The 16,813-nt window shown below is 46.0% G+C and carries 16 protein-coding genes and 1 pseudogene; 8 read left to right on the forward strand and 9 right to left on the reverse strand.

What is annotated here, in order from left to right; genetic code table 11:
- From SAPGRDRAFT_RS12410 to infC, 6 genes and pseudogenes are all read right to left on the reverse strand, one after another.
- Positions 1 to 1,082: pseudogene (locus tag SAPGRDRAFT_RS12410) on the reverse strand (hypothetical protein); the annotation flags it as partial.
- 178 nt (positions 1,083 to 1,260) lie between these two features.
- A complete protein-coding gene (locus SAPGRDRAFT_RS12415) occupies positions 1,261 to 1,743 on the reverse strand; it encodes an acetyl-CoA carboxylase biotin carboxyl carrier protein subunit (protein WP_002659569.1) in 483 nt (160 codons plus the stop codon).
- Between the two features lie 4 nt (positions 1,744 to 1,747).
- Complete coding sequence (locus tag SAPGRDRAFT_RS12420; RefSeq protein ID WP_002659570.1) at positions 1,748 to 2,128, reverse strand: hypothetical protein; 381 nt, start codon at positions 2,126 to 2,128, stop codon at positions 1,748 to 1,750.
- 2 nt (positions 2,129 to 2,130) lie between these two features.
- The gene (locus tag SAPGRDRAFT_RS12425; RefSeq protein WP_002659571.1) at positions 2,131 to 2,400 is read right to left on the reverse strand and encodes an AtpZ/AtpI family protein; all 270 of its coding nucleotides are present in this window, start codon (positions 2,398 to 2,400) and stop codon (positions 2,131 to 2,133) included.
- Positions 2,378 to 2,761, reverse strand: a complete 384-nt coding sequence (locus SAPGRDRAFT_RS12430) for a bactofilin family protein (protein ID WP_002659572.1) — start codon at positions 2,759 to 2,761, stop codon at positions 2,378 to 2,380. The genes SAPGRDRAFT_RS12425 and SAPGRDRAFT_RS12430 overlap by 23 nt, the downstream gene beginning before the upstream one ends.
- Positions 2,762 to 2,857: 96 nt before the next feature.
- Positions 2,858 to 3,466 (reverse strand): translation initiation factor IF-3, encoded by a 609-nt coding sequence (infC, locus tag SAPGRDRAFT_RS12435; RefSeq protein WP_002659573.1) that lies wholly within the window; start codon positions 3,464 to 3,466, stop codon positions 2,858 to 2,860.
- Between the two features lie 379 nt (positions 3,467 to 3,845).
- Here infC and SAPGRDRAFT_RS12445 point away from each other — a divergent pair, with 379 nt between their 5' ends.
- The 3 genes from SAPGRDRAFT_RS12445 to SAPGRDRAFT_RS12455 are packed head-to-tail and all read left to right on the forward strand — an operon-like array spanning position 3,846 to position 6,556.
- On the forward strand, positions 3,846 to 4,658 hold the full coding sequence (locus SAPGRDRAFT_RS12445) for a hypothetical protein (protein ID WP_002659574.1): 813 nt from the start codon (positions 3,846 to 3,848) through the stop codon (positions 4,656 to 4,658).
- A gap of 7 nt (positions 4,659 to 4,665) precedes the next feature.
- Positions 4,666 to 5,346, forward strand: a complete 681-nt coding sequence (gene trmB / locus SAPGRDRAFT_RS12450; RefSeq protein ID WP_002659575.1) for a tRNA (guanosine(46)-N7)-methyltransferase TrmB — start codon at positions 4,666 to 4,668, stop codon at positions 5,344 to 5,346.
- Positions 5,347 to 5,356: 10 nt separating this feature from the next.
- Positions 5,357 to 6,556 (forward strand): O-antigen ligase family protein, encoded by a 1,200-nt coding sequence (locus SAPGRDRAFT_RS12455; RefSeq protein ID WP_002659576.1) that lies wholly within the window; start codon positions 5,357 to 5,359, stop codon positions 6,554 to 6,556.
- 169 nt (positions 6,557 to 6,725) lie between these two features.
- Here SAPGRDRAFT_RS12455 and SAPGRDRAFT_RS12460 read toward each other — a convergent pair whose 3' ends face one another.
- Positions 6,726 to 7,667: a substrate-binding domain-containing protein gene (locus SAPGRDRAFT_RS12460; RefSeq protein ID WP_002659577.1), complete on the reverse strand. Its 942-nt coding sequence runs from the start codon at positions 7,665 to 7,667 to the stop codon at positions 6,726 to 6,728.
- A gap of 111 nt (positions 7,668 to 7,778) precedes the next feature.
- On the opposite strand from SAPGRDRAFT_RS12460, the gene SAPGRDRAFT_RS12465 reads away from it, so the two are divergent.
- The 5 genes from SAPGRDRAFT_RS12465 (at position 7,779) to pepT (ending at position 13,505) form a co-directional block, all read left to right on the forward strand.
- On the forward strand, positions 7,779 to 9,326 hold the full coding sequence (locus SAPGRDRAFT_RS12465) for an acyl-CoA synthetase (protein WP_253271322.1): 1,548 nt from the start codon (positions 7,779 to 7,781) through the stop codon (positions 9,324 to 9,326).
- 134 nt (positions 9,327 to 9,460) lie between these two features.
- Positions 9,461 to 10,456 (forward strand): hypothetical protein, encoded by a 996-nt coding sequence (locus SAPGRDRAFT_RS12470; protein ID WP_002659579.1) that lies wholly within the window; start codon positions 9,461 to 9,463, stop codon positions 10,454 to 10,456.
- A gap of 195 nt (positions 10,457 to 10,651) precedes the next feature.
- Positions 10,652 to 11,179, forward strand: a complete 528-nt coding sequence (gene ribH, locus SAPGRDRAFT_RS12475; RefSeq protein ID WP_002659580.1) for a 6,7-dimethyl-8-ribityllumazine synthase — start codon at positions 10,652 to 10,654, stop codon at positions 11,177 to 11,179.
- A 12-nt stretch (positions 11,180 to 11,191) separates the two neighbouring features.
- The gene (locus tag SAPGRDRAFT_RS12480; RefSeq protein ID WP_002659581.1) at positions 11,192 to 12,085 is read left to right on the forward strand and encodes an MBL fold metallo-hydrolase; all 894 of its coding nucleotides are present in this window, start codon (positions 11,192 to 11,194) and stop codon (positions 12,083 to 12,085) included.
- Positions 12,086 to 12,275: 190 nt separating this feature from the next.
- Positions 12,276 to 13,505 (forward strand): peptidase T, encoded by a 1,230-nt coding sequence (gene pepT, locus SAPGRDRAFT_RS12485; protein ID WP_002659582.1) that lies wholly within the window; start codon positions 12,276 to 12,278, stop codon positions 13,503 to 13,505.
- On the opposite strand, the gene SAPGRDRAFT_RS12490 is transcribed toward pepT, so the two are convergent.
- Positions 13,488 to 13,817 (reverse strand): hypothetical protein, encoded by a 330-nt coding sequence (locus tag SAPGRDRAFT_RS12490; protein WP_002659583.1) that lies wholly within the window; start codon positions 13,815 to 13,817, stop codon positions 13,488 to 13,490. The two genes, pepT and SAPGRDRAFT_RS12490, sit on opposite strands and share 18 nt — an antisense overlap.
- A 560-nt stretch (positions 13,818 to 14,377) precedes the next feature.
- A complete protein-coding gene (locus SAPGRDRAFT_RS12495) occupies positions 14,378 to 16,690 on the reverse strand; it encodes a T9SS type A sorting domain-containing protein (protein WP_002659584.1) in 2,313 nt (770 codons plus the stop codon).
- Between the last annotated feature and the right edge of the window lie 123 nt (positions 16,691 to 16,813).

The following is a 16,813-nucleotide window of genomic DNA, read 5'->3' on the forward strand; positions in this document are numbered from 1 at the left end:
TTGATTTCTTCTTGAAATTGATAGAAGGTAAATGCATATCCTAACTCTTTTTCTGCTGTTCTAAGTGAGTTATCTACTTTGACCTTAGCTAAACTTTGAGCAAAGCAATCCTCAATAGTATTGAGTTGAATGAGCCCTAGTTGAGCTCCCGATAGCTGTGCAATTAAATCCTCAATTAGTGCTTTAGCCATAGGACTTTGGCTAGCTTTAGCTAAGCTATTTAAGCTGTCTAAAAGCTCTGCCTTTTGCCAAATAAAATCGGCCAGCGACAAAGTACTATCAAATTCTAGTTTAACCTGGGCTAAATATTCCTCTTCTTCTTTTGCTTGTTGTTCCTCTTTGGCCAACTTCTCCTTCAACTCCTCCTCCGTCAAAAAGTCATCTTTGGCCAGGGCTTGGTCCAAAATGGGTTCTAGTTGGTTTGGGGAAAGGACATAAGGAGCAATGCTAGACTCAATAAAGCGGGATTTAGCTCTATACTTCTTAATCTTTTCTACCGTATCATAACGCTCAAAAATTTGGGCCAATTCTTCTAAAAATATACTGGGCGGCTTGTTGTCTGCCTGCTCTACTAAAGCCTTAATATCTGCCGCAATCAGACGGCAAACTTTGAGTTTTTTACCTTGAGAAAAGCTGATATACAAATGATTGAGAGCATTTGTTCTTAGCCATTTGTCTTTTTGAATATTGCTTTTTAGACTTTTTGCTTTATCAGCTAAATCTAGAGCATTCTGGGCAAATTTTACCAAAAAATCAGTTTTGGGAATATCTTCTTCCTTAAGGGCCAAAAATAGCTGCTCCAAATTGGCCTTTTCCATTTTGAGCTGCGGCTTAAAGGCCTTTAGGCCCTCTTTGGTCTTGAGCAAGGCCAGCTTAATTGTAGGGCGATCGGGATCCTCTGCAGGAAGCTCCTGATAAAGCGCATAGAGTTCTTGATATTGGGCCAAGGTTTCTTCATAAAGGGCTGTATCTTCTTGATACTGCTGCTGCTTTGCCAAAAAAAGTTCTCGCTGCTTCATCTGTAATAGATTTAGATGGCCAAAAAATAAACTGGATAAGAGAAAAATGGCTAATGCTTTCATCGTTTTGTTTTTGTGTTTACTTAAAAGTAGTAACTTTTAATTATAAACGCAAAAAAAATAAATTGCTTTTTTTCCCAGTCGCTGCGCTCCTCTAGAACGCAAGAGTTTGGAGCAAAAAAAAGCAGGAAAAATGAAGTCAATCATTTTTCCTGCTTTTGTATTATTATGGACCTTAGGCCTATAGCGGATCAAGTTCAATAAGGACTTGATTTTTCTCTACTGCTGCGCCTTTATCTACCTTAATGGCTTTAATAATGGCATCGGCTGGGGCTTTAATCACATTTTCCATTTTCATGGCTTCAAGGATGAGGACCGCCTCATCTTTTTTCACTTCTTGGCCAACTTCCACCATCAGGTCGAGCAGCAAGCCGGGCATAGGGGCTTTAATATCATTGACCTTAGCGGCTCCTACTTTTTCAAAGCCGAGGCGTTCGGCCAAAAGATCGAAGCGATCTTTAGCACTGAGGCAGTAGGTATTTTGTCCGATACGGATTTCAAAACTTTTGCTTTGATAATCGGCAGCGATTACTCTAGCGGTATAAGATCGGTTTTGGTAGAGAATATGGAAAGCCTGATCTTCTAGTTGGACCAGGTCCCAGTTGAAGTCTTTGGGATCCAATTCTAGAAAATCTTCTTTAGATTGATGTTTAATTTGGTACATAGCACTATGCTTTTCCGAGCTGAGTCAAAAAGTAAATTTCAAAAAGCGTAAAGCAGAAGTATACCCAAAAGAAGGGCAATACAAAAAGCTGGTCGGCTGGTTTAAAGGTATAAAAATAGGCCAAGACCAGCGAAAGGCTGAGCAGCATTTTGATGCTAGTTTGCATCATAAAGACTCGGCTAAACTGCAATTGGTCGGGACTTTGGCTAGCCTGACGGGCCCAAAAGAAGCAGAGCCAGCTAAAGAGCACAAAAAAAAGGTAGCTGGCCCAGGCGAGGCCGCCATAGTTCGCAAAGCGGGGCCAAAACCATTGCAGGCCCAAAAGGCTAGCGGCAACAAAGGCCGAAACGCCTAAAAGGCTAGAATAAAATTGAGATAATTGCATGATTACTCTTCTTCCTGGTCTTTTGGGGGACTTTCGGCCAAGAGTTGGCGAATAAATAGGTAGAGGGCCAAAAAAACGGAGCCTAGAGAGCCCAACACCACAAATAGGGGTTTGCTATCGAGGTATTTATCTAGGTATAGGCCAGCAAAGGAGCCTGCAGCAATCACCAAGGCCATTTGCACGCCCATACCAGAGTACTTCATATAGCCCTCTAGGGCTTTTTTGTTTTTTCTAAAGGCTTGGCCTTTTTTATTTTTTGGATTGTGGCCCATGTTGCAAGTTCATTTTGCAGGCTCCATTCATTTGTGCGCCATCTTCTACGGCCAGTTTAGTGGTTTCTAAATCGCCTTGAATTTTGGCCGATTTTCGAACATCCAATAATTGTTGGCAATAGACATTTCCTAAGACTTTGCCTTCAATGATGGCATTTTGGCAATGAATATTGCCTTTGATGACAGAAGTTTGGCCCAAAACCACTTTGGCTTTGCAGCGCAGATCGCCCTCTATGCGTCCATCTACACGGATATCAATAACAGATTGCACATTTCCTTTTACGATAGCGTCTCGGACGAGGCTGTTATGAGAGACGGCGGCTGTTCGGGCAGCACGTTCTTTATTTTTATTGCTAAACATAAGTGAGTTCGTTAAGAAACAAAGCAAAAAAAGGCTGTCTGTTGAGAGACAGCCTTTTTAGCTAGCAGATTGCATCAAAGCAACTGGGCTAGCCAACTAGTTTGATTTAGCCGATTTTTTGGGGCTAAGAGTAACATGCATACGGCGGTCCTCCATTTTAGGGGGATAATCCGTTACGCTCAATTCTGTTAGTTCTGCAACAAAGCGCTTGAGCAGGGTACGTCCACGGTCCTTAAAGACAATAGAACGGCCTTTAAACTGCACATAAGCCTTTACCTTGGCGCCATCTTCTAGAAAGCTCTTGGCATGCTTAAGCTTAAACTCAAAATCGTGATCATCGGTATTGGGGCCAAAGCGAATTTCCTTAATGACCACCTTCACCTGTTTGGCTTTGAGTTCTTTTTCGCGTTTTTTGCGTTCGTAGAGGAATTTTTTCAGGTCGATAATTTTGCAAACAGGGGGTTTACCCTTGGGCGAAATTTCTACGAGGTCCAATTCCAATTTATTGGCCCAAGAGGCAGCAATTCGCGTTTTAATAACGGTACCACTTTCTACCTCTTTGCCAGCTATTTTACTGATTTCATCAAAGTTATCACCTACCAAGCGAATTTCTGGTACGCGAATATTATCATTGGTTCTGTACTCAGATCCAGGTGTCTCTCTCCGACTATATCTTCCTCGGTTTCTGTTAATTCTTCTAGCCAAACAACTAATAATTTAATGAAAAAAATGAATAGAGAATTTTTTCTCTTTGGGAGAAATTTCTCGGCTTGATGCTTCAAAAGTACTAAAAAAAATTGGCTCTCTTTGTTCCTTTTCAGCGTTTTTTGCATCTTCTAAAAAGAAGAGCTATATATTATAGTTAATTTTGCTTGTTTTTCCTAACTTTTGGGCCCTTTTTATCCATCTAGAGGTGAGCGAAGCGAGCCGGCTGAGGGATGGGCAGCAGGGCGGCAAAGCCGCAGACCCAGCAAAATGAGCGCAGCGAAATTTTGCGCAGGGCCGAGCGAATAGCGAGCTGCGAAACAGCCCGACCCGAGCCGATAGGCGAGGGGCAGCCCCAAAAACATAAAACTAAAACTAAATGAAAAATCCTCCTGTTTATTCCCCTGAAGAGTTGGCTAAGGTCTTACTCTTAGAAGAGTATAGTTTGCCCTATGATTATAAAGATGGGCAATTAGTATTGCCTGCGGATACCGCTAAAAGTTTGTCTTTTTTGCTACAAAAGGAGCAAGAAGAAGGGCAGCGTTATGAGATTTTTGCAGAATTTGATTATCGGCAGATGTTTGATGATCTCTGTGCATTTTTGGATGATCAAAAGATTCCCTATAAAATTTGGGAAAAGCAGCAAGATCCTGGAGAGGATTATGCTCGGGCGCCAGCCTTGAAAGAGAGTGTTTTTTATGTCTATTTGCGTTTGCTTGATTTTGAGCGCACGCAGGCACTTTTGCGAGAGCAGGCCAAGACGCAAAGCATTTATAAGCAGGCCGATTATCATTTGCGGAAATATGGCGATGAGGAGCTGATGAAAATTTTGGAGCAGCCTGAAGATTGGCAGGCGTTGGATGTGGTGGCTGCTCGTTATTTGCTCAATGAGCGGGGCCATGAGATTACGGAAGAGGAGGTAGAGCTGATGCGGCAACATCGGATGATTCAGTTGCGGCAGCCCAGAGCGTTGACCTCCAAAGAGCGCCGAGATGGTTATTTGACGGCTATTCTTTTGGGGCCATTGGGCTTTTTTTGGGGCTACCATTATTATTCTGATCAGCGATTATTACCCAATGGGCGAAAAGTTCTTAATTTTGCGCCCCAAGCTAGGTCTGAGGGGATCCGAATGATGATGATTTCACTGAGTTGGAGCCTTTTGGCGGGCCTTATTTTATATTATATGTTATAAGTTTTTGATGGGACGGAATAAGAAATTACAGAAATTTGCAGAGCTACACGAGCTGCCCAATGTTTATTTAAACTTTGGCGTTAATTCGCCAATTATTGAATTGCCCAATGGCCAAAAGCAGGATATGCGCGGCCAATGGAAAGCGCAATTGGGCCAAGATAAACCTTTGGTGCTCGAGCTAGCCTGCGGAAAAGGAGAGTATAGTCTAGGCCTTGGCCAAATGTATCCCGATAGCAACTTTATGGGGCTGGACCTCAAGGGAAACCGCATTTGGACCGGCGCCAAAAAAGCCTTGGAACAAGGCCTAGGTAATGTCTTTTTTCTCCGTGCCCAAATTGATTTTATCGAGTCCTTTTTTGCATCTGAAGAGGTAGACGAAATCTGGATTACCTTTGCCGACCCCCAAGCCAAAAAGCCTAGAAAGCGCCTGACATCGCCCCTCTTTTTGTCGCGCTACCGAAATATTTTAAAGAAAGGCGGCAAAATCCATCTTAAAACCGATTCGCCTCTGCTTTATGAGTTTACCCTAGAGCAAATTGAGGCGCAAGGCCTTCCCCTAGAGTTTGCCCATGATGATATTTATAGCTTGGCCGAACAAGATCCAAATTGGGGAATTACTACCTATTACGAGCAATTGCACCGAGGCAAAGGCGCTACGATTAAGTACGCTCGTTTTAGGTTGGATTAAATAAGATATAATGCGATTTCGTTCTTTCTTTTCTATTGTCCAAAAGGGCTTGCCTTTTTTGGCCTGCCTGCTTATGTTTATTGGCCTGATTGCCTCTAAAGCACTAATCGCTATTTCCTCGGCTGCTTTTGGACTAGCAGCATTGCCTTATCTCTTTAATAAAGAAAACTGGAAACAGCTTCGGCAACGCTGGCTGTTGTTCTCGCCTAGCCTACTCTTTTTATTGCTAGCTGCTACAGCAACTTATTCTACAAATTGGGAAGAACTCGGGATTCGCCTAAGGGTGATGCTCCCCCTCCTTAGTCTGCCGATTTGTTTTGCTTTTTTGCCAACTCTACCCCAAAAACAATGGCGATGGCTACTGGGCGTTTTTGTGCTCCTAATTAGCTTAGCTAGCTTAGGGGTTTTGTTTAATTACATGATCCACTTTGAAAGTATACAATATGCTTTGCAAAGAAGTAAAGGCATGCCCAACCCCGCCCATGATCATGTGCGCTTTAGTTTGCTCATTTGCTGGGGCTGTTTTCTTTCTGGACAACTATTTATCTGGAAACATGGCCGCTGGCCAGCCCTTTGGGCTATTCTTAGCCTTTTTCTTCTCCTTAGCTTACATATTATGGGCGTCCGCTCAGGGCTCTTGGCTTTTTACCTTTGCTTTTGTATCTACCTAAGCTATCAAGCTATCCAAAAAAAAAGGTACTTACAAATGCTCATTGGCTATGGTTGCCTAATTTTACTTCCCTTTATCGCCTATAAAACGCTACCCTCTTTTAGAAAAAAGGTTCACCTTAGCCAAGAAAATATTCGCCTCTACCAGCTAGGCGTTATCGAAAACTACTCGGATACACAACGAATGCTTTCTCTAGCTATTGGTCTAGAAGTTTGGGGCAATCAACCCCTATTAGGAGTGGGCCTAGGCGACCTAAAAGACCAACAAGAAAAAATCTATAAACAACGATATCCTAAACAACGTCCGATGTATCCACATAGCCAGTATATTACCATCTTGGCTGCAAGCGGAATCTTAGGGCTAAGCTGCTTTATTTTGTTCTTTGCAGGCCCCTTTTTCTCCAATAGCCCAGCCCTTTTTCGCTTTTTTATTGGCCTGATTGCCATCTCCTTCCTCACAGAAAATACACTCTTTCCCACCATCGGAGCTAACTTATATGCCTTTTTTTATTGCTATTTGTTAGCAGAAACTAAAGACTAGGTTCTGGGGCTGCCCTTCACTTCGTTCAGGTCGGGCTGTGTCAGGGCTCGCAGGTCTGCTCGGCCCTGCAGCGCTAAAGCGCTTTGGTCTGGCCCTGCGGGCCCCCCTTATCCATCCCTCAGCCGCGGGCCTACGGCCCTTTGCAGGCGGCTTCGCCGCCTGCCCAAGCCTATAAAGAAGGGGCCAAACTCGCAAAACCCGATTGTGCCACAATTTTTTGCCCCGCTTCTGATTGACAAAAGGCCATAAAGTCTAACCAAAATGGATCTTTAAGGGCCAAGGTATCTAAATATAAGTAGAGGGGCCGCCTAAAAAGATACTGCAGATCTTGCAAATTGGCCTTTCGTCCCGCTACCGCTACTGTAGAAACACTTAGGCCCGCAGGCAACTCATAGGGCGCAAAGGCCAAGCCGTTGGGGTCGTTGGCCAAGTCCTGCAAAAGGTAATCAAAGTTCTCTTGCTGCTTATGGACCGCCCCCAACTCTCCCAATATCCGCTGCACAAAATGAAAGGAACCCGATTGCTCATTGCGCAAATAAAGCCGTATCGGACCAGAAAACCGCGGGTCTATTTCTGCCCAATCTCGAACCTCCCCCCGAAATATTTTGCCTAACTGCAACTTAGTCAGTTGCTTGATCTCTGCCTTTTCTTTATGGACCAAAACCCGCAAGGCATCATAGGCCAAAAGTAACCGCTGCTCCTCCTTTAAGGCCGGAAGCTGGGCCAACAAACTGTCCTCAATTTCCTTAGATGCCATAGCCATTTGCGCCTGACCCGCCGCTAAGGCCATAAAACCCGCCTGAGAACCCTTGGGCAACAACTCTAAACGCAGCTTCTTCCCATCTTGCTCCCAACGGTAAAGATAGGCCCCAGATAATTTTGACTTCTCTAAAGCCTGAACGCCTTTCTGGCGCAAATAAGCCTCTAATAAGGCTGGCATTAAAACCGCCCCCAAGGTTTTTGAACCCGTAATTTTATATAACTTAAGCCCTGATGGCTGGGGGCTATTGCCGCCTTGCTCTATTAGAGAACTAGCCCCCTCAGGCCGACAAGCCCAAAGGCTAAATAGAATCAAAGCATAAAAAAAATGCTTAACTTGGAATACAGGCATGGAAAATAAGATTTTTCAGTCTTGGAATTTTATTTTTGGGGGCAGTTTACGGGGATCTAGGCCAAAAATAGCCGCTCTAGCGCTTTTTCCCCCTTTTCCTATATTGCCAAATTGTTAACAACTCTAGATATTCAGATGATCCAGCTACCTTTTGTCCAACAAGCCGAAAAGCATCGCAACCGTAAAGCCATTACCGACGAAAATGGCTCTTATACTTATCATTACCTTTTGCAAGCTTCGGCTTCTTTGGCAGCCTACTTACTCAATGGTCGAGCAGATCTAGCCGGGGCTAGAGTCGCTTTTATGATTAGCCCAAGTATTTATTTTGTGGCCTCTCAATGGGCCATCTGGCGAGCCGGTGGGGTAGCAGTCCCCATTCATTTGTCTTACCCCCTACCCGCTGTCGAGTTTTTACTGGAAGACACCGGGGCCGAAATATTAGTGGTAGACCGCAGCCATAAAAAACAATTGGAGGGCCTAGAAGACCGACTCAATATTCAAGTCTTTACTATTGAGGAATTACTCAACGACCTGAAAGAATGTAACTTGCCCATCATTTCCCCAAAACGAAATGCATTAATTATCTATACTAGCGGAACCAGCTCCCGCCCCAAAGGCGTACTCAGTACGCACGAAATTATTCAGGCCCAAATAGAAGCACAGGTCCAAGCTTGGGAGTGGCAAAAAACAGATCATATCCTCAATATCCTCCCTTTACATCATGTGCATGGGCTTATTAATGCCCTAGCTTGCCCCCTTTGGGTGGGCGCCTGCTGTACGTTCCATGAAGAGTTTGAGGAACGTAAGGTCTTTTCTACTCTAGAAGCCGGCAGAGTGAATGTCTTTATGGCAGTCCCTACTATTTATTATAAGCTGATAAATACCTATAAAGAGCTACATAAGTACCAACAAAAACATATTAGCTCGGTCTTGGCCAATTTTCGCCTGATGGTCTCTGGATCAGCCGCCCTGCCCGTACAAGTACTCAAAGAATGGCAAACGATTTCAGACCACCGCCTACTGGAACGCTATGGCATGACCGAAATCGGTATGGCGCTCTCTAATCCCTATAACCAACAAAGCCGCGTGCCCGGCCATGTAGGCCAACCCCTGCCTGGCGTAGAACTTCGCCTCTGGGATGAAGAACAAGGAAAAGCCATTACCAAAGAAAATGAGGCCGGAGAAATTCAAGTGAAAGGCCCAACGGTCTTTAAAGAGTACTGGAATCGCCCAGAATATACCGCCAACTCCTTTACCCAAGATGGCTGGTTCCAAACTGGCGATATTGCTATCCTAGAAAAGGGGAGCTACCGCATTATGGGCCGAAAATCTATCGATATTATTAAGTCTGGAGGATATAAAATCTCTGCCCTAGAGTTAGAGGAAATTATGAGGGAACACCCCCTCGTAAAAGATTGTGCCGTCCTAGGCCTAGAGAATATCGAATGGGGCGAAATTGTAGCCGCCGCCGTTATCCCTAATACCCAAGATGCAGAAACCCTAGAACCTCTGCTCAACGAATGGCTGCGCCAAAAATTACCCGCCTATAAGCTGGTGCGCCGCTTCTTACTCCTCCAAGAACTTCCCCGAAATACTATGGGAAAGGTCAATAAACCTAGCCTGAAAAAGATGTTTGAAGACCCCAATAACCAACACTAAAATAGAAAGACTTTTGTTAGACCAAGGGCTATCTGCACCAAAATAGTCGGCCACAAATTGTAAAAGCCGCAAAAAGCCACTATATTCAATGGTCCAAAAAAAAGTACAATTACCCTAATTGACTATACACGCTTATGAAACCGAAATTACAACCAGAAATCCTCCAAGGCCTCAAGTTTGCCGATTATCGCAAATTCTTCTATAAGGAACTCAAACGCATGAAAGCCGGCTTCCCCCAAGGAGAACAAACCGAATACCTCATGCTCAGCGAATTTGAATTTGCCGACCTAAAAGGGAAAAAAATCCCCTTTATCGTTGTCGGAACACTAGGTAGTAGCTGGGGCAAGTTCTATAAAACAGAAGCGAAAAAACGCCCCAATAAAGATTTTAGTAAAGGTAAAGTCTCTTTTGGTGCCACAGAAGGAGGTTTGCAAAATTTCCACTTCGAACTCAATGACGGTAAACTGACCGCCAAACATATCAAAATTGCCGAAAAGGCCCTCTTCAAAAAAGTAAAGCTTAGCCCAAAACTAAGCGAAAATATTGGAGCAGGAGAAGCCGTAGCCGTAGCCAGCGCCACCGCCGCCAAAATGCAAAAAGCTAAGGAGACCCTAGAGAAACAAGGAAAAACCCTCAAAGAAAGCCTGCTCCAACTCAAAGAAGAGTTCCTACAGGTAAAAAAAGAAGTGCTGCCCAAGTTTAAAGTTGGCAAAGCCGGAAATAAAGCCATCAAACAACTTAAAGCCGCTCAAGCCGCTTTCCAAACCTTTAAAAAGGATTATAATGGCGCACACAAAAAAGTGCAAGCCGGCTTTAACTCCGCCTTCCAACAACTAGAAGGCCAAGCCAAAGAAATGGCCAAATTAGCCCTAGCCGTCAAAAAGAACAAAAAGTCTTTGGCCCAAGAATTAGCCGAAGCCTACTTTATGAAGAAGGAAAAACGAACCGCTACCGAAAAAGAAGTAGCCATTATGCAACAAAGCCTCAAAAATGCTATCGCCTACCGCAAACTCGATAGCCAAGACGACCGAGCCCTACAACTGAAGGCCATCTACCTGACCGCCCAACATGTAGGCCCCTTCTTTACCGGAGAAAATACAGACCTCGTCTACCAAAAAATGCAAGCTTAATCGCACTAAGCTATTGCCATATACAGAGGCTGCCGACAATCTGTCGGTAGCCTCTGTTTTTATAGTAATCACTAACAACCCCCAAAACAATCTCTCTATACCACTGTTTCCCCCACTAAAGGGATTTCCCGAAAAAAGACTGGTTTCTTCCCCTAGTTTTTGTATCTTTTCCCCTAAATATTAAATTTTTTGTATATGAGCAGTGCAGATAAAAATCTATCCGACTACCGCCCCGAGGAAATCCCCTCGGCCCAGAATTTTAGCTTCGGTATTGTAACCGCCGCCTGGAACCAAGATATTACAAACGCCCTTTATGAGGGCTGCAAAAATACACTACTCGAGCATGGCTGCTCTAAAGAGCAAATCCACTCGCTTTGGGTGCCCGGCACTTTTGAACTGCCCACTGCCGCCCGCCTTCTCGCCCAAAATAAAAAAGTAGATGCCGTCATCTGTATCGGTTGCGTGATCAAAGGAGAAACCTCCCACAATGAGTACATTAACCAGTCAGTAGCCATGGCCCTACAACAACTCTCTATCGCCTCAGCCAAACCCTTCATCTTTGGAGTGCTTACCCCCAATAGTATGCAACAAGCACTCGATAGAGCCGGCGGAAAACATGGCAATAAGGGCGTAGAATCCGCAGTAACCGCTATCCAAATGGCCGAATTGCGCAAAAACCTGAGTAGCACCGAAAAGAAAATTGGATTCTCCTTTGGACTATAAACAAATATTCTCATGAGCTTAAAAATGACTGTCCGTGTAATCGATACGGGCTTTTTTAAATTAGATGGCGGCGCCATGTTTGGCGTGGTGCCCAAAACACTTTGGCAACGCCTAGAAGAACCAGATGAAGATAATCTCTGTACCTGGGCTATGCGATGCCTCCTGGTCCAAACCGAACATGGCCGAAATATCCTTATCGATACCGGCATCGGAACCAAACAATCCGAGAAGTTTTTCTCTCACTTCAAATTGCATGGCCAAGCCTCACTCTATAGCTCGCTCGCTATGCACGGCCTAACCCCCTACGATATTACCGATGTCCTCCTCACGCATTTGCATTTCGACCATGTCGGCGGCGCCGTCAAACATGATGTAGATGGCAAGCCTACACTCAGCTTCCCTAATGCCACCTATTGGTGCAGCGATAAACAATGGGAGGAGGCCACTATGCCCAACCCCAGAGAACAAGCCTCTTTCTTGCTCGATAACCTGTTGCCCCTAGAGTCTTCAAACCAACTTAAGTTTATCGAAGCCGGCCCCTACGACGCACAAACCCGCTGGTTTAGCAATTTTAACCTCCTCTTCGCCTATGGCCATACCAACGGCATGATCCTGCCCTACCTCATGGTCAATGGCAAAAAAGTGGTCTATTGCGCCGACCTCATTCCTTCTCCCAGCCATATCCGAATCCCCTATGTTATGGCCTACGATATGCGCCCAGAACAAACACTCATCGAAAAGGCCTACTTCCTAGAACGTGCCCTAGCCGAAGAATGGATCCTGGTCTTCGAACACGCCAAATCCGTAGAAGCCGCTACCGTCAAAAGAGATGAACGCGGCCGCATCGTGATCGATAAAATAGATACCCTCGACGCCTTCCTAGGCCAAGCTGATATTTTTGCATAACCTTTTTTGGGGCCTCCCGCCTACGGCGGGCGCTACGTTCCAGGGCTCGCTGTTCGCTCGGCCCTTCGCAGGCTTCGCCTGCTCGGTCTGGCCTACGGCAACCCCTCCACATCGCTAGGCCATAAGGCGGCTGAAGGGCATCTAGCCCCTCAGCCGCCTTCCTAATGTATACCTTATCTAAATTAAAATAATGAAAGAGCAAATCTTAGAGCGCTTTCTGCGCTATGTGAAAATCGATTCTATGTCAGAGTTTGGCGTAGACAAAATTCCCAGTACCGAAAAACAATGGGATATGGCCAAAACCCTCGAGGCCGAACTAAAAAATATGGGCATGCAAGAGGTAGATCTAGACGAACACTGCTACCTCATGGCTACTCTCCCCAGCAATAGCCAAAAAAATATCCCCACAATCGGCTTTGTGGCCCATATTGACAGCTCTCCCGATTTTATCTCGGATGATGTCCGACCCAAAGTATGGCCCAATTATCAAGGCCAAAGCCTCGCCCTAGACGAAGAAGCAGGCATCTTCCTCTCTCCCAAAGAGTTTCCCGAAATGCTCAAGTATAAGGGCCAAACCCTAATTACTACTAGCGGAAATACCCTCCTCTCTGCCGATGATAAGGCCGGAGTAACCGAAATTATGTCGGCCATGGATTACCTCATCCAACATCCCGAAATCGAACACGGGAAAATCCGTATCTGCTTTACCCCAGATGAAGAAGTAGGCCGTGGCGCCGACCTCTTTGATGTGGAGAAGTTTGCCGCCGATTGGGCCTATACTATGGATGGCTCTGAAGTAGGCGAACTAGAATACGAAAACTTTAATGCCGCCTACGCTAAGGTGACCGTCCAAGGCAAAAGCGTACACCCCGGCTACGCTAAAGGCAAAATGGTCAACTCTCACTACCTAGCCGCACAGTTTATACTAAGCCTCCCCCTAGAGGAAACTCCAGAACATACCGAAGATTATGAGGGCTTTTATCACCTCAATAATATGAAGGCTTCTGTAGACCAAGCCGAAATGCTCTATATTGTTAGAGATCATGACCGCCAAAAGTTTGAGGACCGTAAGCAGTTCTTTGAGCAAAAGGTGGCCGACTTTAACCAAAAGCATAACAATTGCCTGAGCCTCGAAATGAAGGACCAGTATTATAATATGCGCGAGAAAATTGAACCCCTTATGCATATTGTAGATTTGGCCGAGGCCGCTATGAAGGACCTCAATATTACCCCCCTGATTAAACCTATCCGCGGCGGTACCGATGGCTCTCGCCTTTCTTATATGGGCCTGCCTTGCCCCAATATTTTTGCCGGCGGAATGAATTTCCATGGCCGCTATGAGTATGTCGCCCTAGAGTCTATGGTGCTCGCTACTCAACTCATCGTTCGCATCGCAGAACGCCTAGCCGAAGAGGCCTAAGCCTTTCTCGCTATCCACAAAAAGGGCTGTCGGCATCGCCGACAGCCCTTTTTGTTTGGCCCTAGATCTAAGATGCCGTTCTGCATCTGCAGAATAGGGCAAAAAGGTATTGATGGGGTGTTTTGCATCTGCAGAATAGGGCAAAAAGGTTTTGATGGGGTGTTCTGCATCTGCAGAATAGGGCAAAAAAGTTTTGATGGGGTGTTTTGCATCTGCAGAATAGGGCAAAAAAGTTTTGATGGGGTATTTGATCTCTGTCAAATAGGGCGTAAAGGTTTTGATGGGGTGTTTTGCATCTGCAGAATAGGGCAAAAAGGTATTGATGAGGTAGATTTCTGTTAATACTTATAGCCCTGGGCTGAAGCCCAGGGTTATTGACTGAGCGAACTGACGGACTAAAGTCCTTGTTCGCTTTTCTACTCCTGAGGCTATTCAGGAAACAAGAAAATGAACCCAAGCCCTAGCAGCAAGCCCGCTCTTTGCATAGCCCCACAACCATGGGCTTCAGCCTGGGAGCTAACTAGCTATGTAAAAGGGGCAATTTTGTGGTTTTAAAGGCCCTAAAAGTTAAAATCATAAGGGTTTTAACCCTCATTCATAAACCATTGCGAAGCAATATCAACTGTTGTCTGGCTGTAGGTTTCAACCTACAGGCCCATATAGCAGGCGGCGCAGCCGCCATGGCCGTAGGCCAAACGGCCTAGCGATGTGCAAGGGTGGCCGTCAGGCCAGACCGAGCCAGCGAAGCTGGCGAAGGGCCGAGCAGACCTGCGAGCCCTGAAACGTAGCGCCCGCCGCAGGCGGGAGGCCCCAAAAAAAATCCCCTTCTGCAGCAACTACAGAAGGGGAAAAAAGGAAACTACCCTAGACAATTAGTCTTGTAGGATAATTTTTTGGCCCAACTGCTCAGTAGGCAATTGGATTTGGAGGTAGTAAGCGCCGGCGGCAAACTGGCTAAAGTCGAGTTGGATATTTTGCTCGATGAGTTCGCCATAGTTTTGCTGCCAAACCATTTGGCCCAAGCTATTGTATAGCGCTAGGCGGACATCCTGAGCGGCTTCTAGGCTCAGCTCTAGCTGTAGTTGCCCTTTGCTGGGGTTGGGGTAGAGCTGTAGGTTGCGCAAGAGGCTAACTTCCTGGACCGAAGAGGCCAAAGAGGCGCAGAAATTATCTGTGCTGCTGCTCCCAAAAGCGGCAGAAGCCATATTGACTACCGTATCATTTGCAGGAGAAATAATATGATAATCGCCATCTTCTGCACAGTTATAGAGCGTACCTTCTATGCCATCGCCATAGCTGTCAAAGATGGTAAAATCGTAGCAATCATTTTCTTGTAGACAGAGTTGTTCACTGTGGAGCGTAGGGCTGTTGCCCGTATAACTATCTTTGCTGTAGAGCAAGATGCCATTGGCATCGCGTACTTCCCAAGACGTTTCAGAGGCATAGCAATCTGTTTTGAGATCTAGCTGAAAGCTAACAGGCTGCGTAATGGCGTAGAAGTCGGCGCTGATCACATCATTGACGCTATTAGAATCTACTTGGCCATTGGGGACCGTTACGGTAGCGCTAAAGGTTTGTGGACCAGCGGCGCTAATGTTAAGGCTAGAAAGACTAACCGTTTCGCTGCTATTGCTAGCTAGGTTGCCGCTCCAGCTATATGCCTGATTGCTCCCGCCATTTATATTGTAGAGAATAGTGGCAGAAGTAAGTGTACTGCTCCCGCCATTATAAATCTCGATGCTGGGGTTAATGCTGCTTGCGCCACAGATAACGCCCGTGATGGCAGGGTCGGTATTTAGGCCAGCATCATTGGCTACAGGGCCAGTAGCGCCGGGGCCAAAGCCCGTTAGGGTTTGTGGGTCGCTATTGTTGGGGTCCAACCAATCTTTGAGGCGGCTGCTGCTAGCGCCGGCGCCATCCCAAGAGATATCAAAGCGGCCATAATAATCCGCAGAGCCGTTATTGACAAGACCAGAGCAGGCGGCACTACCACCATAAAGTTGGCCAATAATCAGTCCGTTGAGGTTGAATAGGGGAGAGCCAGAAGAACCCGGTTCGGTTGTGCCTTCATCCCAGTTGGCCACCTGCCAAGTATCGGCACCGCTAAAGGTAGATGTGCTTAGGCTTTGGTTTTCCTTAGAAATTTTCTTTACATCTCCGCTAGGGTGGTGCACGCAGATCGCGCCATTTGCAGCCGTGCTACTGCGGTCCCAACCGGCCAAATAATAGGGGGCGGTGGGCAGGGCGGTCAATTCTAGCAGGGCAAAATCGGTTCCTGCATCGCTAGCTCTAAGGGTAGCGCCATTCACCTCATTGTAAGGAGCGCCGGGGTCGGTACTGTTCTGCGCTTGCGCACAAACGGCATTGGGGCTTTCCCAATTGAAGCGGAACACCCAAGTAGCGGGGCTACCACTCATACAGTGGTTGGCGGTCAAGAAATAAGGCGTACCATCCTGAGCGGTGTTATTGATGAGGGCCCCAGTACAGAAGCCAGAACCGCCAGTCATCATGATGCCCACCGAGTTGATTTGGTTGCGCCAGTTGTTGCCCAAGGGGCAGTTTACGTCGATATTACAATCGCCTGAACTATTAAGCGCCTTAATCAATTCTTCTGCATAGGGACGAACATCGCGGTAGCCATGCACTAGGGTACCAATATGCAGTTTTCCTTCTCCAGCTACAGCCGCTGGCTCAAAGTATTCAATCACAATAGACTCTCCTTGGAGCAGGCTAGTCCCTAGCATACGGTCGGGATGGTTGTTTTTGGCGGTATAGGCCCCTAGGCGGGCTTTGCGATCTAGGCTATAGAGCTGCACATGAGCCCCTTCAGGCAGCAAATAATCGTCAAAGATGAGGTTCATGCTCAGGGCACCCTCAGAGCGGAAAGCCATGCGCCAAATGCGGTCGCCATTGGGCAAGCTGGTCCAAACTCCTCCTTGTTCTAGGCCATAATTTACGGCAAACTCATAACCAAAGCGCCAAGGACCAATTTTCTCGGCCTCATTGATGGCGTCAATTCTCTGCTGCTCTTCTAAATCAAAAGCAGGCATATTATATACAGGCGCAGCCTGCAAAGCCGTTATCTTTTGGTTCCAGCTTTTGGGCATACCCAAGTCTGTGGTTTGCGCAAATAGGCTAAAGGCCGAAAATAGCAGCAGAAAGGTGAATAAAAATTGTTTTAACATAAGTAAGTAGTTGTATGTAAAAAATAATAACTTCTAAGCTTTTAGGGCATTACCTTAATGCCAAGATAAGCATTTTTGATGGCCTTCCCTTGGGCCTTATTATTTAAACCCTTTTAGTGACAT

This window comes from Saprospira grandis DSM 2844 (assembly GCF_000275825.1).
Classification (GTDB): Bacteria; Bacteroidota; Bacteroidia; order Chitinophagales; family Saprospiraceae; genus Saprospira; species Saprospira grandis_A.

Coding starts and splice junctions, on each gene's coding strand:
- SAPGRDRAFT_RS12415 (WP_002659569.1), bottom strand. CDS start 1,743: ATGTACCAAATTAAACATCAATCTAAAGAAGATTTTCTAGAATTGGAT.
- SAPGRDRAFT_RS12420 (WP_002659570.1), bottom strand. CDS start 2,128: ATGCAATTATCTCAATTTTATTCTAGCCTTTTAGGCGTTTCGGCCTTT.
- SAPGRDRAFT_RS12425 (WP_002659571.1), bottom strand. CDS start 2,400: ATGGGCCACAATCCAAAAAATAAAAAAGGCCAAGCCTTTAGAAAAAAC.
- SAPGRDRAFT_RS12430 (WP_002659572.1), bottom strand. CDS start 2,761: ATGTTTAGCAATAAAAATAAAGAACGTGCTGCCCGAACAGCCGCCGTC.
- SAPGRDRAFT_RS12445 (WP_002659574.1), top strand. CDS start 3,846: ATGAAAAATCCTCCTGTTTATTCCCCTGAAGAGTTGGCTAAGGTCTTA.
- trmB (WP_002659575.1), top strand. CDS start 4,666: ATGGGACGGAATAAGAAATTACAGAAATTTGCAGAGCTACACGAGCTG.
- SAPGRDRAFT_RS12455 (WP_002659576.1), top strand. CDS start 5,357: ATGCGATTTCGTTCTTTCTTTTCTATTGTCCAAAAGGGCTTGCCTTTT.
- SAPGRDRAFT_RS12460 (WP_002659577.1), bottom strand. CDS start 7,667: ATGCCTGTATTCCAAGTTAAGCATTTTTTTTATGCTTTGATTCTATTT.
- SAPGRDRAFT_RS12470 (WP_002659579.1), top strand. CDS start 9,461: ATGAAACCGAAATTACAACCAGAAATCCTCCAAGGCCTCAAGTTTGCC.
- ribH (WP_002659580.1), top strand. CDS start 10,652: ATGAGCAGTGCAGATAAAAATCTATCCGACTACCGCCCCGAGGAAATC.
- SAPGRDRAFT_RS12480 (WP_002659581.1), top strand. CDS start 11,192: ATGAGCTTAAAAATGACTGTCCGTGTAATCGATACGGGCTTTTTTAAA.
- pepT (WP_002659582.1), top strand. CDS start 12,276: ATGAAAGAGCAAATCTTAGAGCGCTTTCTGCGCTATGTGAAAATCGAT.
- SAPGRDRAFT_RS12495 (WP_002659584.1), bottom strand. CDS start 16,690: ATGTTAAAACAATTTTTATTCACCTTTCTGCTGCTATTTTCGGCCTTT.